The organism is Rhodopila sp. (genome assembly GCF_965277165.1).
GTDB lineage: Bacteria > Pseudomonadota > Alphaproteobacteria > Acetobacterales > Acetobacteraceae > Rhodopila.
Genome location: NZ_CBDICE010000006.1, coordinates 329,660 through 343,829, shown reverse-complemented (window position 1 = coordinate 343,829; position 14,170 = coordinate 329,660). Strand labels below are relative to the sequence as shown.

Annotated in this window: 15 protein-coding genes; 8 read left to right on the top strand and 7 right to left on the bottom strand. The window is 65.5% G+C overall.

Translation table 11 applies throughout. From position 1 onward, the window contains the following. Positions 1 to 63: 63 nt before the first annotated feature. Positions 64 to 1,476: an MFS transporter gene (locus ACQY4Y_RS13240; protein WP_428491081.1), complete on the bottom strand. Its 1,413-nt coding sequence runs from the start codon at positions 1,474 to 1,476 to the stop codon at positions 64 to 66. Positions 1,477 to 1,564: 88 nt separating this feature from the next. Between ACQY4Y_RS13240 and ACQY4Y_RS13235 the strand changes: the two genes are divergently transcribed. The 3 genes from ACQY4Y_RS13235 to ACQY4Y_RS13225 all read left to right on the top strand — a co-directional run bounded on the left by ACQY4Y_RS13235 (position 1,565) and on the right by ACQY4Y_RS13225 (position 3,055). Next, positions 1,565 to 2,197, top strand: a complete 633-nt coding sequence (locus ACQY4Y_RS13235) for a helix-turn-helix transcriptional regulator (protein WP_428491080.1) — start codon at positions 1,565 to 1,567, stop codon at positions 2,195 to 2,197. A gap of 253 nt (positions 2,198 to 2,450) precedes the next feature. Further along, complete coding sequence (locus ACQY4Y_RS13230; RefSeq protein WP_428493634.1) at positions 2,451 to 2,729, top strand: BrnT family toxin; 279 nt, start codon at positions 2,451 to 2,453, stop codon at positions 2,727 to 2,729. 56 nt (positions 2,730 to 2,785) lie between these two features. Next, entirely contained in the window at positions 2,786 to 3,055 is a 270-nt protein-coding gene (locus tag ACQY4Y_RS13225; protein WP_428491079.1) for a helix-turn-helix domain-containing protein, read from the top strand. A 261-nt stretch (positions 3,056 to 3,316) separates the two neighbouring features. On the opposite strand, the gene ACQY4Y_RS13220 is transcribed toward ACQY4Y_RS13225, so the two are convergent. The 6 genes from ACQY4Y_RS13220 to ACQY4Y_RS13195 all read right to left on the bottom strand — a co-directional run bounded on the left by ACQY4Y_RS13220 (position 3,317) and on the right by ACQY4Y_RS13195 (position 9,408). Continuing rightward, on the bottom strand, positions 3,317 to 4,819 hold the full coding sequence (locus ACQY4Y_RS13220) for a S53 family peptidase (RefSeq protein WP_428491078.1): 1,503 nt from the start codon (positions 4,817 to 4,819) through the stop codon (positions 3,317 to 3,319). A 49-nt stretch (positions 4,820 to 4,868) separates the two neighbouring features. After that, positions 4,869 to 6,506 carry a S10 family peptidase gene (locus ACQY4Y_RS13215; RefSeq protein ID WP_428491077.1) on the bottom strand — a complete coding sequence of 546 codons (1,638 nt, stop codon included), beginning with the start codon at positions 6,504 to 6,506 and terminating at the stop codon, positions 4,869 to 4,871. Positions 6,507 to 6,694: 188 nt separating this feature from the next. Further along, positions 6,695 to 6,898 (bottom strand): hypothetical protein, encoded by a 204-nt coding sequence (locus ACQY4Y_RS13210; RefSeq protein ID WP_428491076.1) that lies wholly within the window; start codon positions 6,896 to 6,898, stop codon positions 6,695 to 6,697. After that, positions 6,895 to 7,164 (bottom strand): hypothetical protein, encoded by a 270-nt coding sequence (locus ACQY4Y_RS13205; protein WP_428491075.1) that lies wholly within the window; start codon positions 7,162 to 7,164, stop codon positions 6,895 to 6,897. Before ACQY4Y_RS13205 ends, ACQY4Y_RS13210 begins: the two co-directional genes overlap by 4 nt. Positions 7,165 to 7,173: 9 nt before the next feature. Next, positions 7,174 to 8,376 (bottom strand): LLM class flavin-dependent oxidoreductase, encoded by a 1,203-nt coding sequence (locus ACQY4Y_RS13200; protein WP_428491074.1) that lies wholly within the window; start codon positions 8,374 to 8,376, stop codon positions 7,174 to 7,176. Between the two features lie 117 nt (positions 8,377 to 8,493). Beyond that, complete coding sequence (locus ACQY4Y_RS13195) at positions 8,494 to 9,408, bottom strand: LLM class flavin-dependent oxidoreductase (RefSeq protein WP_428491073.1); 915 nt, start codon at positions 9,406 to 9,408, stop codon at positions 8,494 to 8,496. A 267-nt stretch (positions 9,409 to 9,675) separates the two neighbouring features. Here ACQY4Y_RS13195 and ACQY4Y_RS13190 point away from each other — a divergent pair, with 267 nt between their 5' ends. From ACQY4Y_RS13190 to ACQY4Y_RS13170, 5 genes are all read left to right on the top strand, one after another. Continuing rightward, on the top strand, positions 9,676 to 9,990 hold the full coding sequence (locus ACQY4Y_RS13190) for a molybdopterin-dependent oxidoreductase (RefSeq protein ID WP_428491072.1): 315 nt from the start codon (positions 9,676 to 9,678) through the stop codon (positions 9,988 to 9,990). 69 nt (positions 9,991 to 10,059) lie between these two features. Continuing rightward, complete coding sequence (locus tag ACQY4Y_RS13185) at positions 10,060 to 10,896, top strand: TIGR04282 family arsenosugar biosynthesis glycosyltransferase (RefSeq protein ID WP_428491071.1); 837 nt, start codon at positions 10,060 to 10,062, stop codon at positions 10,894 to 10,896. Beyond that, positions 10,893 to 12,206 carry a glycosyltransferase 87 family protein gene (locus tag ACQY4Y_RS13180; RefSeq protein WP_428491070.1) on the top strand — a complete coding sequence of 438 codons (1,314 nt, stop codon included), beginning with the start codon at positions 10,893 to 10,895 and terminating at the stop codon, positions 12,204 to 12,206. The genes ACQY4Y_RS13185 and ACQY4Y_RS13180 overlap by 4 nt, the downstream gene beginning before the upstream one ends. Further along, a complete protein-coding gene (locus ACQY4Y_RS13175) occupies positions 12,206 to 13,258 on the top strand; it encodes a radical SAM/SPASM domain-containing protein (protein WP_428491069.1) in 1,053 nt (350 codons plus the stop codon). Before ACQY4Y_RS13180 ends, ACQY4Y_RS13175 begins: the two co-directional genes overlap by 1 nt. 27 nt (positions 13,259 to 13,285) lie before the next feature. Beyond that, positions 13,286 to 14,023, top strand: a complete 738-nt coding sequence (locus tag ACQY4Y_RS13170) for a glycosyltransferase family 2 protein (protein WP_428491068.1) — start codon at positions 13,286 to 13,288, stop codon at positions 14,021 to 14,023. The last annotated feature ends 147 nt before the right edge of the window (positions 14,024 to 14,170 follow it).

The window sequence follows — 14,170 nt, the reverse complement described above, 5'->3', positions numbered from 1 at the left end:
CGCCTGTAGGCTGTGTATGCCTGAAGCTAGTGGGAAGCCGACATCGCGCGCGCCGAGATCAACTTAATTAAGGTCCGGGGCGCGGGCGGCAAGCGGTGAACCCACGCGCCAAGCGGTAATGCATGCCAGCGCCGCCACCGGCAGTGCGGCGAGGAACACCCAAAGCCCGGCGGTTCGTGCCGCGGGCGTGGAGAAGCCATGGGCGAACCCGGCGAGATTGGCGACCGCCGCGGCCATCGCCGAACCCGCTGCCGCCCCGGTCAATCGCACTGTAGCGATGCCGGCCCCTCCAATGGCGCGTTCCTCGTCGGAGAGGTCGCCCAGGATGGCTTGGCTTATGAACGAGTAGGACAGGCCGAACCCCGCACCGATCAAACCGCTGGCAACAACGACCCAGGCGAGATCGCTGTCAACGAAGACCAACGCGCAGCATGCCAACCCAACAAAGATCAGTAAGACGCCCCCACGAATGAGACGGTTCGGCCATTTTCCGGTGAGTCCCGCCACTGGAAGGGACACAGCGGTCCAGAACAGGGCCTCGGCACCGACCACATACCCCGCGGCCAGCGCCGAGAGACCCCGTAAGGTCTGCAGCACCGCCGGCCCATAAACCAACAGCCCCATGGTCGCGACGTAGAGCAGGAAGATCGTTGCATACCCAGCGCCATGGACGGTGCGGGGATCACCCGACCCGTGCGGGAAGAGGCGCACGTCGCGGCGCGCGTCCAGCTTTAGCGCGAGCAGGAACGCAGCGACGCCTAGGCCGATGAACGCGGTCGTGCCGACGAAGTCGCCCGTGAGATCCGCGACGGCGATCAGGATGATGCCGACGCCGATCATGCTGAGTGGCCGCCATGCCACCCGATCGGTCGCGGCCGCCGCGTTGCCGGCCGGCAGCATGACCCAGGCGGCAGCCGCGACGATCGCACCTTGGACGGCGAACAGCCAAAACACCGCGCGCCAGGAGCCGGCGTCGGCGAATAGACCGCCCAGCATGGGGCCGATCAGAACCGCCACACCCCAGACCGAACTGATCGCACTGTAGACGCGCGGCAACAGGCGGTTGGCGAACAGCAGTCCGATCGCGACCGAGGAGAGGCCGGCGAGCCACCCGCCGCCGACACCCTGCAAGATACGCCCCGCAAGGAACGTGAAAATTTCCGGAGCCACGGCGCTCAACGCGCATCCGCCCGCATAAAGTAGGGCGGCCGCCACTGTCGCAGAGCGCAGACCAAGCCGCAGGGCCAATACGCCGGAACTCGCGGCCGCCAGCACCGAACCCATCAGGTAACCCGACGTGGCCCAGCCGAAGTAGGCGTATCCGCCGAGAGAGCGTCCGATACTCGGCATGATGGTCGCGGCGATCAGGCTGTCGGCGGCATTCAGCCAGACAGCCAGGCAAATCAGCACGAAGCGCGGCAGGCGGCCCTCGGCCAACACGTCCGTCCAGCTTCCGGCCGTTTGACCTTGGCTCATTTGACAACCCCCCAGTTGACAAATTAGCCGATAGACGGGCTGACGTATTTTTGCAATGCTTTCCTTGCCAAACTTAACAGGAGGGGTGTTGCAGTCGACATCTGACCAGCTGCTGTTTGAATTGAAGACCCGCGGCCCGGCGACGACTCGCGATCTCGCCGCACGAGCACGGATCACGCGTCAAGCGGCTCGGGAGCATCTGACGAAACTCGCGGGCGCAAAGCTGGTGGACCACACGAGGACCGCCACCGGGGTTGGGCGACCGGGTCATAAGTGGTCTCTGACGGAGAAGGGCCACGGCCGTTTTCCCGATACCCACGCCCAAATGACAGTCGAGCTGATCGAGACGATTCGCGGTGAATTCGGTGAGGCTGGGCTTACCCGCATGCTTGCCCGGCGGGAGCAAACGATGGCGGAAAAGTATGAACAGGCGCTGCGGGGCGCCGAAACCCTGGAACAGCGTTTGGCAGGGCTGGTGCGGCTTCGGTCCGCGGAGGGGTATATGGCGGACGCCTCGTACCTCGACGACGGGACCTACGTCATGGTGGAAAACCACTGCCCGATCTGCGCCGCCGCTGCCGCTTGTCAGGGTTTCTGCCGTTCCGAGCTCGCACTGTTTGCGCGGCTCCTCGCGCCGGCGCAGGTGGAGCGCGCCGAGCACCTGCTCGCGGGTTGTCGACGCTGCTGTTATGTTGTCACACCGGGCGGCCAGGGTCACTAATAGCAGTCTGATCATCAATAGCGGCTCAGCTTCGGATGGGCAGACGGGCAGCTGGGACTGAACAACGTGGAGCTTATGGACTACTACTGATGCAAGTAGGCGACTTCATGCTCAAACTCCGTTCATTTCACAACGAATAGCGCCAGGGGCTGGGCATCAGCCTGGGTGATGGCTTTGCGGTGGCGGACGGTCTGTTCGGCCGCGTGTTTCGGGACTTGACAGCTAGACGGCAGTGCCGTATCGTACATTGGGCATGGAGATCAGCTTTGATCCCGTAAAGGACGCCGCGAACACTCAGGAGCGTGGCATTCCCCTGGCATTCGCGGCGGTTGTCCTGGCGCATGCCGTCGGCGAGATCGAGGATATCCGCAAGGATTACGGCGAGGTCCGCCAGCGGGCGTTTGGCGAGGTCGAAGGCAGATGGTTCCAGTGCGTCTACACGCTGCGCGGCAAGGTGCGGCATATCATCACCGTTCACCGCATCGAGGAAAGGAGGGTCAAACGATGGCTAAATCTGTGCGGACGACGGTGACGCCGGAGACACACAAAGACATCATCCGGTCGGTCGACTGGAATCGGGTCAATAGCATGACCGAAGCAGAGATCGCGCAGGACATCGCTCACGATCCCGACGCAGCGCCGTTCGCCGATGCCGACGGCATGGCGTTGCGGGTCCAAATGATCCGCAAAGGGCTTGGCCTGTCGCAGAAGCAGTTCGCCGCACAGTTCCACATCCCGCCGGCCACGCTCAAGGACTGGGAACAGGGCCGGCGGCAGCCGGATGCGGCGGCATGGGCTTATCTCAAGGTGATCGACGGCGAACCCGCGGCGGTTCGGCGCGCCCTGAAAGCCGCCTGATCCGCGTCCAATCGCAGGACAGCGAAAAAAGGTTCATCGGTCTGCCAATTCGGTCTGGCGAGATACTTCTCGCCGTCCGGGCGGTGCGGGTTTGTCGAGTTCGCCGCCGGCCTCGGATCGGAAGGACTCATGGAAATGGCCAACGCACCAGTGCATCCGCGCTATTCGACGGACATCCCCCGCCCCAACTTGGCGGCGGAGTAACGTTTAAGGAGCGGGCTGGGGCTTTGCTCCAGCCCGGCCATACGCGGCTGGCTAAGTTCACGCGACGAGTTGGCTGCTTTTTATCGCTGCCAGGATCGCGCTGCCATTGGGTGACCCCAGACCGGTCACCGGGTCCCAGCCGACGGTGCAGCTATAGCCGTTGTTATTACCCTTGACGATGTCGGTAAACGTCTTCGGGTTCGCATACAAGGTCGCGTTGAGGAAGCCCAAGTTCTTGCCCACCGATTGATTGCACAGCGCGATCAACCCCGCCCAAAGCGGCGCCACCGCGCTGGTGCCGCCGACAACCGTATCCTGCCCGTCGACCGCGACGTTGTAGCCGGTGACCGGGTCGGCAACGCCGGCGACGTCGGGCACGCCGCGGCCGGTCTGGCTGTTGCCGCTCTGCCAATCCGGACGATTGAAATGGGTGCTGTAGCCCCCGCCGGTGGCACCCCCCTGGGCGCCATCGTTCCAGGCGACCTCGGCTCCCCGGCGCGGCAGCCTGGTGCCGCCACACCCCAGAACATGCGGGCTGGAGGCGGGGAAATCCACCGTCAGGGCGCCTTGCGCATCGCCATCCGTCGCGCCGCTGTCGCCTGATGCGGCACAGATCGTGATGCCCAGGCTGGCGGCGGTCTGGAACGTCTGGTCCATGGCGTCGATATCCTGCCCGTCCCATCCGGTTTCCGGGCCGCCCCAACTGATCGAGATCACCGAGGGCGAGCGCGTGGTATCGTGCACCGCGGCGCTGACCGCATCCAGAAAACCCCGGCTTTGCGGCGTACTGAAGTAGACCGCGATGTTGGCCGATGGGGCGACTGATCCGGCAACCTGGATATCCAATTGCACCTCGCCGTCCGGTCCGTTCGGATCGCTCTGGGGCGCATTCTGCGTGCCATCGACCGGCACGGCTTCCAGCGTGCCGAGCCGGCGGACGTTCTTGCTGGCGAAGTACGCCGACATTTGTGCCGGATCGTAACCACCACCCAGCTCGATCAGGGCGATGGTCTGGTTGGCGGCGGTCAGATCGGTGGGAAACTCATACCGCGCGGCGATCGCGGCAGGATCATAGGATACACCAGTGGTCGCGCGCGGACGGATGCGAAAGTGCGGCCGGGCGACAACGCGCTGGTCGAATCCCATGACGGCAACGACATGTTCGGCCATCTGCGTCGGCACCGCCAGATGACCGAAGCGGGCGATCACGTCGTGACCGTTGATCTGATAGATGCCGATGCTTTCAGGCTCGAACGCGCTTTGCGCCTGGGCATAGGTGCCGGACAGCTTGACGGTGTGGGCCGTGGGACTGGTTTCGTCCACCTGCAGGCCATGGCTCTTGGCATATTCGACGACGCCGTCGATGACATCCTGCCTCGTACCGTGCCGTTTGCCGTAATCCGCTCGGCTCATGATCCGCGGACTCGTTTCAACCGGCGCATGAGGCTTCAGCACGATGGTCAGCTGGATCGGTTCCTTGCCGGAAATATCCCCGATCCGTTTGGCGGTGGGTTCGGGGCGATAGCTGCGAGCGAATTTTTGCAGATGATGCGTGACCATGGTGAAATTCGTTCCTCTCCGCTTTGATTTTCCTTGGACAAGCCTGGGGTCAGACGTCAGGACCCTGCCGCTTCCGCTGCTGCAGCGAGCGGATCCGCGCCACCGCGGCATGGTTGCTGGTCGTACTGTCATAAAGCCTGCCGAGATCGTCCTTCAGCGCAGTGCGAGAGCCCGCGTCGAGATAAATCATGTGGCCCGACGGATAGTAGCGGACGGTCAGGTTCCGACGCACGGCCGTACTGGCCAGCGGCATCGCCTGAAGATCCTCGGTGGTCTGGTGGAACGGCGTCACGAAATCATAATAACCATTGGCCGACAACACCTTCAGGTCGACATTCAGGCTCATGGTCGCGGCCAGATCGCCGGCGGTATACAGGATGACGTTGCCGTTGGCGTCTATGCCTTTCTGCGCGCCGGTCGGATCGACATGATGAAAATCCCAGTTCGCGAAGGCCTGGTCGTTCAAGTCGGTAAACGACGATGAGGAGGTGTAGCGCAGATCGTGGTTCAGATAGCTGTTCCACATCACGGTATAGGCGCCGTTGACCGCCGTCATGGTCGGATCGTTGCCGCCCGACTTTGGATCGATCGTGGCGGCGATGCCGGTGTCGATACCGGTCGCGCGGCCGTCATAGGACCCCAGCGCGAGGCCCTGATCCTTCAACAGGGTCACCAGGAACAGCGACGTGCCGATGTCGTTGGCGGCCGCGACATTCAGGTTCCAGGTCAACAGCGTTTCGCTGTCGATACCGATCCGCTGACTGAGCCCGCGCAGCGTATCCGGGTTGGGATGCGGCATCTGCCGCAGCGCGGCGGCATAATCCTTAGCCGCGAACTGCATCATTTGTTCCGCGTACGACGCCAGGTCTCCGGGCGGCGGCTGCAGCCTGACCTTGCCGTGGTACCAGGCATCGGTGCCGCAGGTGGGCAGCGCACCGACCGGATTGCCGGCCTTGGCGTAGTCCAGGATGGAGGACTGGATGGTGAGGCCGTTCAGGTCGACGCCATCTTCGTGCAGCATGTACGACAGCACCGCGGTGCGGGCGGTGCCGTAGGATTCACCAAACAGGAACTTCGGCGAATTCCAGCGGTCATTCGCCGTGAGGTAGCGCTTGATGAATTGCTTGAGCGACGTTGCATCCTGGTCGGTGCCCCAGAAATCCTTGTTCACCTTTGGCGCGATGGCCGCCGAATACCCGGTGCCGACGGGGTTGATAAAGACCAGGTCGCTGCGGTCCAGCAGGCTATCCGGGTTCGTTTCGATCTGATATGGCGCCGGCGGAGTGAAGTCGGGCAATGCGGTTTTCAGCCGCATCGGCGCGAACGAACCCAGCAGCACGTAAACCGACGATGATCCCGGCCCGCCGTTGTAAAAAAAGCTGACCGCTCGGGCGGTCGGCTCCACCCCATCCTTGGTGAAGGCAACGTAGAAAATCTTCGCGTCCGGCTTGGAACTGCTGGCATCGACGATGACGAGATGCCCGGCCTTGGCAGTGTATTGGATCAACGTGCCGCCGATCTCGACCGAATGGTGGGTGATCGCGGCGTTTTCCGAAGCGTCGGTAATTGAGTCCTGAGGCCCATTGCCATAGGCCACCGGGTCGTTGAACGGCTGGTCTCGATCCACCGCTCGCACCGGTTGCCGCGCGGGATCGGATGCGGATGGAACGCCTGCTTTGCGGGCCAAGTGGTTCTCCTGCTGTGTGGCCCGTGGCTGGTTGCAGCGATCAACGCTGCAGCTCGCCACTGGGTTTTTATGATGCCGAGCGTACGCGGTTGGTGCAGAACAAATAAGTTGACCTGCGGGTTTCGTATTCGTTGCCGTGCGCGATCAGAATCGGCTGGTTCCCAGGTGGACGATGTTTTCGCGGCCGGCTATGCGGCGCTGACACGACCCGGATGGAACTGACGCTGGATGATCGTCTTGCTGCCGCGGGCAAATACCGACGGCGTGCGCAGCGTGATCTGCGTCGGCGAGGTGATCTCTGTGGATCGCCGGTTCACCCGAGTGGGCCGCAACGCCGCGCTGGCCTCGCAGCGCGACCAGGGGGCAGCGAACGATTGCCTGACTTCGGTCAATCCTCGGTCTTGGTCAGCACGTACCCCTTGCCCGTCATGCACATCCTGATCGCCGCCCGCACCGCCGGCGGCCCGGTGATCGGCGAGATGATCCAGGGACCCGGCGCCCGCGCATTGCGCAGATACACCGCGTGCGACGATGACTTGCGGCACGCCTCCAGATCGGTGTTGTACTTGGCCGACGCGTGGTCACCCTGCAGCGGCGGATCGTACGGCGAGCACGCCCCCACCCCCAACAAAACCACCAGCACGCCAAGCGAGCGCATGCCGGCCGCTCACGAGACATCCGACTTCCCGGTATGCACCCGATTGCGGATATGCTCCGGCACCTCCTGCCCGGCATCGGTGAACGCCTTGCGGAACGCCCCGATCGCCGGCCCGAAGATCCCGCTGCGGTTCTCGCTGCACCACTCGCGCGACCCGATCGTGGTCTCGATGCTGCCCTGGAACTTGGGCATCACCCAGCGCGCGAACAGCTCGTAACTGCGCAACGTCTGTTCCCGGTTCGCCCATTCGTGTGACCGGAACAGCACCGCCCCAGCCCCGCCCGAGGTGAAGCCCAGCAACCGCTCGATCCCCGCGGCAATGGTTTCCGGTGAGCCCACCAACGTCGAGCCTGCCGCCAGACCCTCGGCCAGCGGATTCTCGCTGCGCATCGGCGGCCGCCCCAGCGTTTCGCTGAAATAGGACAGCGTTTCCACCCGCTCGCCGCGGCGCACCTCCTCCATCGCCAACTCGTCGGTCTCGGCGCAGTGCATGTTGACCACCAGGCGCCAGTCGTCGCGGTTCAGCGTCTTGCCGTATTTCGCCGCCTCCGCCTCGCCCAGCTTCCAGTAATCCGCAAGCTTGGCCGATCCGCCCGGCAGCCCGGCGCCCAGCGACAACAGCCCGACGCCATGCTTGCCGGCCGCCAGCACCCCGGCCGGCGTGGTGGCGCTCGCCACTGCGATCGGAAACCCGCCTTTGGTGTACGGCTTCAGGTGCAGCCTGGCATCGCGCAGCTCGAACCAGTCGGTCTTCATCGTCACCGGTTCCCGGCACGCCAGCAGCGCCATGATCGCGCCCAGCGATTCGTCCATCATCTCGCGCTGCCGTTCGGCCTCGATGCCCATCATGTAAGCGTCCGACACCAGCGCCCCCGGCCCGCACCCCAGCATCGCCCGCCCGCGCGTCATGTGGTCCAGCTGCACGAAGCGCTGCGCCACCAAAAGAGGGTGGTGATACGGCAGGCTGGTGACCCCCGACCCCAGCATGATGTGGCGCGTCCGCTCCGCCGCCGCGCCGATGAAGATCTCCGGCGATGCGATGATTTCCCACCCGGCCGAGTGGTGCTCACCGATCCAGGCCTCGTCGTAGCCCAGTTGATCCAGCCACTGCACCAGTTCCAGGTCGCGCCCGATCGCCAACGTGGGGTTGTCGCCGACGCGATGGAACGGGGCGAGGAAGACACCGAAGCGCAGGCCCTCATGGGTCGCCATCAACAAAGTCCTTTCAGAAATGATCGGCAACGGTGGCCGGGGCGGCGGCATTGGTCAAGGCAACGGCTCCCGGCCGCCTCAATCGACCGCCCCAGCCAACCACATCAGCCGCCAGTATCAGTCAAACGCCGCGAACACTTCCTCCAGCGCCTTGATCTGGTTGCCGGCGGCCGACGACGGCACGATGACCAGGTCGCGCACCCCGGCGTCGTGCCACGCCTGCACACCGTCTCGCACCCTCGCCGCCGGCCCAAACAGCGTATTGTCGGCCAGCCATCGGTCCGACAAGCAGTTTACCACCTCACCCTGGCGGCCTTCGGCGATGGCCCGCTCGATCGCCTCCATCTCCTCCCGGTAGCCGGCTTCCTTCCAGTAGTTCCGGTAGTTCGGCAGCAGGCCGTAGCTGGCCAGCGTCCGCCGGTTCACCGCCTTGGCGGCTTCGATGTCGTCGCTGATGCAGACGGGGATCATGTTGCCGATGAAGAACCCGGGATCGTCGCGCTTGTCCGCCGGCAGCGCCGCCAATGACGCCGCCATGTGCGACAAGGACGCATTGGCGAACACCACCCCTTGGGCGATCTCACCGGCCAGCGCCACCATCTTGTGCCGCAGCGCCGCGACAATGATCGGCGGCAGCGGTCCCACCCCGTCCTGCGCCCTGAACTTCTCTACGAAACCGCGAATGTCGCCCAGCGGCTTGCCCGGCGTCACCCCCATGCGCACGTGCGAGGGCCCGTGCGCCACTCCGATCCCCAACCGGAACCGCCCGCCCGAGATCTCGTGCATCACCGCCGCACTTTGCGCGAAATCGCCCACCGTGCGCTGATAGATCGGCGCGATCGCCGTGCCGAACCGCAGCGTCGTGGTGTTCCACCCCAGCGCCTCACAGAACGACATGTTGCCGAACATGCTGGGCGAGTAGATCCCGGCAAAGCCACGCCGCTCGATCTCCTGCGCGATCTCGATGGTGCGTCGCCGGCGTCCCGGAACCGCCACCAGGCTGATCGCCGGCATGTTGTCTGGCATCTTCATTCCTCGCTGCTATCCTGGCTTCGCGGTTCGCCGCACCATCCGATCGGGAGCAACCGGCGCCGCGTTGTCTCGCCATGCTAACCGCCCCCGATCAGCCGCGCCATGTGCCCGAACAGGCGCATGGCGATGAACCGGATGGATGCGCCGACCGTATGACATCTATTCGCCTCGGCAGCGTTCCCGGCGTGGCGTTGGGCGGCGAGATCATCTGGATCGGTCGGGCGATGGTCCTCAAGGTCAAGAAGAATTCACCCACGAACTTGTCAAATGTCAGTATTCACCCGCAACCCAGGCGGCCTGCCCCCGGTCAGCCAGATCACCCGCCATGTCTGCGTCGAGGGCCGGAGCATGATCGGTCAATGGAGCGGCCCCCCGCTCAGCGCCTTCCTGGCCTATGTCGGCTTCGAGTGCGCCGACGGCTATAACGAGGGCATCGACATGGCAACGGCGTTGCACCCGAAGTCGCGGATGGCATTCAAATTGTCCGGTGACATTCTGCCGACACCGCACGGCTACCCTTTCAAAATACGGCTTCCGACTAAATTAGGGTTCAAGAATCCGAAATTCGTTACCACCATATAGGTCACAAATCGGCAGCCGAAGGGTTTCTGGCCCGATCGCGGCGACAACTGGTTCAGCGGGATATGATTGATGGGGTGTACCTTCAAGATTGCGGCGGCCCAGATTGCAGCGGCCCAAACCGAGGCGGCAGAAACTGTGGCAGCGAGAACCGAGGCGGCCTGCTGTGCCATCGGTGTCATGGCCAAGGCGCCGCGCGCCGGCTTTAGCAAGACCCGGCTCTGCCCACCGCTGCAACCTGACCAGGCCGCCCTGCTCAGCGCCGCGTTCCTGCGCGACATCACCGAAAACATCGCCCAGGCCGCCCGCCACGCCAAGCTGGCCGGCTTCGTCGCCTACGCGCCCGAGGGCCAGGAGGCGCTGTTCGAAGGCCACCTCGCCGCCGGCACCGGCTTGCTGCTGGCGGATGGCTCGCCGCTGATGCCGCCCGACGTGCGCGGCTTCGGACGCTGCCTGCTGCACGCCATCCTGGCGATGCTGGCGCGCGGCCATGACGCCGCCGTGGTGCTCAATTCCGACAGCCCGACCCTGCCCACCGCCGTCCTGGTCCGCACCGCCGCCGCCCTCGCCGCCCCCGGCGATCGCATCGTGATCGGTCCCGCCGAGGACGGCGGCTACTACCTGCTGGGCATGAAGGCACCGCACGCCCACCTGTTCGCCGAAATCGCCTGGAGCACCGAAAGCGTCGCCCAAACCACGCGCACCCGCGCCGCCCAACTCGGCCTCGAGGTCGTCGAGTTGCCGGTCTGGTATGACGTCGACGACCAGGCCGCCCTGGCCCGCCTGCTGGGCGACACCACCACACAGGAAATGTGCAACGGCCTGCTGCCGTACGCCGCGCCGTTCACCGCCGCGGCACTGAAACGCATGACCTTGCGCGAACAGGGCGTGGATTTCGCCGCCGAATGATCCGCCTGGCGGTCCTCGGCTCATGCCTGCTGGCGCTGACCCTGGCAGCCCTCTCGCTGCACGTTCCAGGCGCCCTGGGGGTCGGCTCGATCCGGCTGAAAACCTGGTTTGTGGTGATTTCCGGAACCAGCGCGCTGTTCTATCTGGCCGCCGTGTTCACCGTGCTGCGGCGCCCGGCGCGAACCCGCGCCGTCTGGCTGGTGCTGCTGGTCGCGGCGGCACTCCGCCTGCCGCTGATCGTCTCGCCACCGTTCCTTTCGACCGACATCTACCGCTACGTCTGGGACGGCCGGGTGCAGGCCGCCGGCGTCAATCCCTATCGCTACCTGCCCGCCGATCCAGCCCTGGTGTCGTTACGCGACAGAACGGTCTATCCGCGGATAAACCGAGCCGGCTACGCACCGACGATCTACCCCCCGGCGGCCGAGGCGCTGTACGCCGCGGTCGCCTTGGTCTCGTCCAACCTGATCGCCGTCAAGGCAACCATGGTCGGGTTCGAAATCCTCGCCGTGTACTGCCTGCTGCGCCTGCTCGGCCTCGCCGGGCTGCCGCCCGAACGCGTGCTGATCTACGCCTGGAATCCTCTCCCGGTCTGGGCCTTCGCCGGTAACGGTCATATCGACGCCGCCGCCATCGGCCTGGTCGCCGCCGCGCTACTGTTGCGGGTGAAGCATCGCGACGGCTTCGCCGGCGTGGCGCTCGGCTTGGCGATATTGATGAAATTCCTGCCCGCGGTGATCGCGCCGGTGCTGTGGCGGCGACGGGCCGGATGGCGCACCGCCGCCGCCGCGCTGGCCACCATCGCGCTGTTCTACGCCGTCTACAGCGGCGTCGGCCTGCGCGTGTTCGGCTTCCTGCAGGGCTACGGCTCCGAGGAAGGCTACGACAGCGGCGCCGGCTTCTGGCTGCTCGCCGGCCTGTCACGCGTGGTCACCCTGCCGGCCGCCGCCGCGATCGTCTACAAGGCCGCCGCCGTGCTGCTGTTGGCCGCGCTCGGCGCCTGGTTCGCCTTCGTCCGCCGCCCCGACGACGCGGTGTCGATCTGCGCCGCCGCCGGCATCATGATGGCCGTCCTTAGTTTTGCCATAAGCCCGCACTATCCATGGTACTTCGCCTGGCTGGCGGTGCCCTGCGTGCTGGCACCAACACCCGCGGTGCTGTGGATGGCAACCGCGCCGATCCTGCTCTACCTCGACACTTTCGGGGATCGGTTCGTCTGGCCATCCGTCGTCTTCGTCCCGGCCCTCGCACTCGCCCTGGCTGGGCTGCGTCCGAAACACACCGCCGAACCGATCAAGGGAACCACCTGATGTCCACCACGACGCTGAAAGACCCGCGCCGATACTTCGAAGCCGTCGCCGCGCAGCGCAACGACCTGGCCGAAGCCCCCCCGGTCTGCCTCTATCTGGAGGTCACCAATCGCTGCAACCTGCTGTGCGAGACCTGTCCGCGCACCTTTGAAGACCTCGAACCGCCCGCCGACATGTCCTGGGATTTGTTCACCCGCATCGTCGACCAGGTGCCCAACGTCGCCCGCGTGGTGCTGCACGGTGTCGGCGAACCGATGCTGGTGAAAAACCTGCCGAAGATGATCCGCTACCTGAAGGACCGCGGCACCTACGTGCTGTTCAACACCAACGGCACCCTGCTCAACCCGAAGAAATTCCAGGAGATCATCGATACCGGCCTGGACGAGTTGCGCGTCTCGCTCGACGCCGCCGACCGCAAGAGCTACGCCGCCATCCGCGGCAAGGACTTCTTCCCCCGCATCGTCCGCGACGTCGGCAAGTTCACCGCCTATCAGCAGCAGATGGGTGTGACCCATCCCCGCGTCTCGCTGTGGCTGACCGGTCTGAAGGAAACCGTCGAGCAGTTGCCCGAATTCGTCCGCCTGTCCGCCTCGATGGGCGTCAAGGAGGTGCATCTTCAACGCCTGGTGTTCGACGAGGCCGGCTTCGGCAAGGCGCGCGCCGAATTTTCGTTATTCGAGCAGACCCAAAACGACGAACAGTCCACCATCGACGCCGCCCAGGCGCTCGGCGCCGAACTGGGTGTGACGCTGGACGCCTCCGGCGCCACCGAACCGGGGCTCAGCCTGAAACGCGCCGCCGACGACAAGCCCTGGGCCACCTGCCGGCGACCGTGGTCACTGATGTACTTCACCGCCCATGGCCGCGCTTTGCCCTGCTGCATCGCCCCGTTCTCCGCTCGCGGCTACGAAAACTACACCCTGGGCGACGCCACCCAGGACACCCTGCGCGACATCTGGAACAGCCCGGCCTATCGCGGCTTCCGCACTTCGTTGCTGGGCGAAACCCCACCCGTACCGTGCCAGAACTGCGGCCTGCGATGGAGCCTCTGACCCCACGCCCCCGATGACCAGCGACCGATGACCATCGACCGGGCAACCGCCGCGCAAGACGGGGTCGGCATCGCGGAGCGGGACGGAGTAAGCGTCGTCATCCCGACGTTCAACGAGGCCGCCTGCATCGCCGCGGTCATCGGCGAACTGCCCCAAGCGATCACCCGCCAGGTCATCGTCGTCGACGGTGGCAGCACCGACGGCACTCAGGATATCGCCGCCCGGGCCGGTGCCACGGTGATTGACGCCGGCCGCGGCTACGGGCGGGCCTGCCAGGCCGGCGCCGAGACCGCCGAATACCCGGTCATCGTGTTCCTCGACGGCGACGGCGCCGACCGAGGCGACCTGTTGGGCCTGATCGCCGAACCGGTGCTCGCGGGCACCCACGACCTGGTCCTGGCGTCCCGCACCCGAGGCCAGCGCGACCCTGGGGCGATGCTGTGGCACCAGGTGCTCGCCGGACGCGCAGCCGGCCTCGGAATCGGTGCGCTGTATGGCGTGCGCTACAGCGACATGTGCGCATTCCGAGCCATCCGGCGGGACGCGCTGGGCCGGCTCGACATGCGGGAGATGACCTACGGCTGGAACATCGAGATGCAGATGAAAGCCGCCCGCCTCGGACTGCGCATCGACGAAGTTCCGCTGCCCTATCGCCGCCGCTCCGGTGGCCAATCCAAGGTCGCCGGCTCGTTGCGCGGCACCCTGCGTGCCGGCGGCAAGATCGTCTCCACCTTCGTCCGCGTCGGCCTCCAGCCGCGCCGCTGACCCGCCGCCAGCCGCTTCGCCGATCCATCCGACTGCCGCTTTGGCGAGCCTGCCTCCTCGTCGCCTGACCGCCACCTGCCCGCCGCCTCGTTACCAGCTCAATTGACAGCGCCGCGGCCCGGCGCAACCCTCTCCGCACGCCAAGGT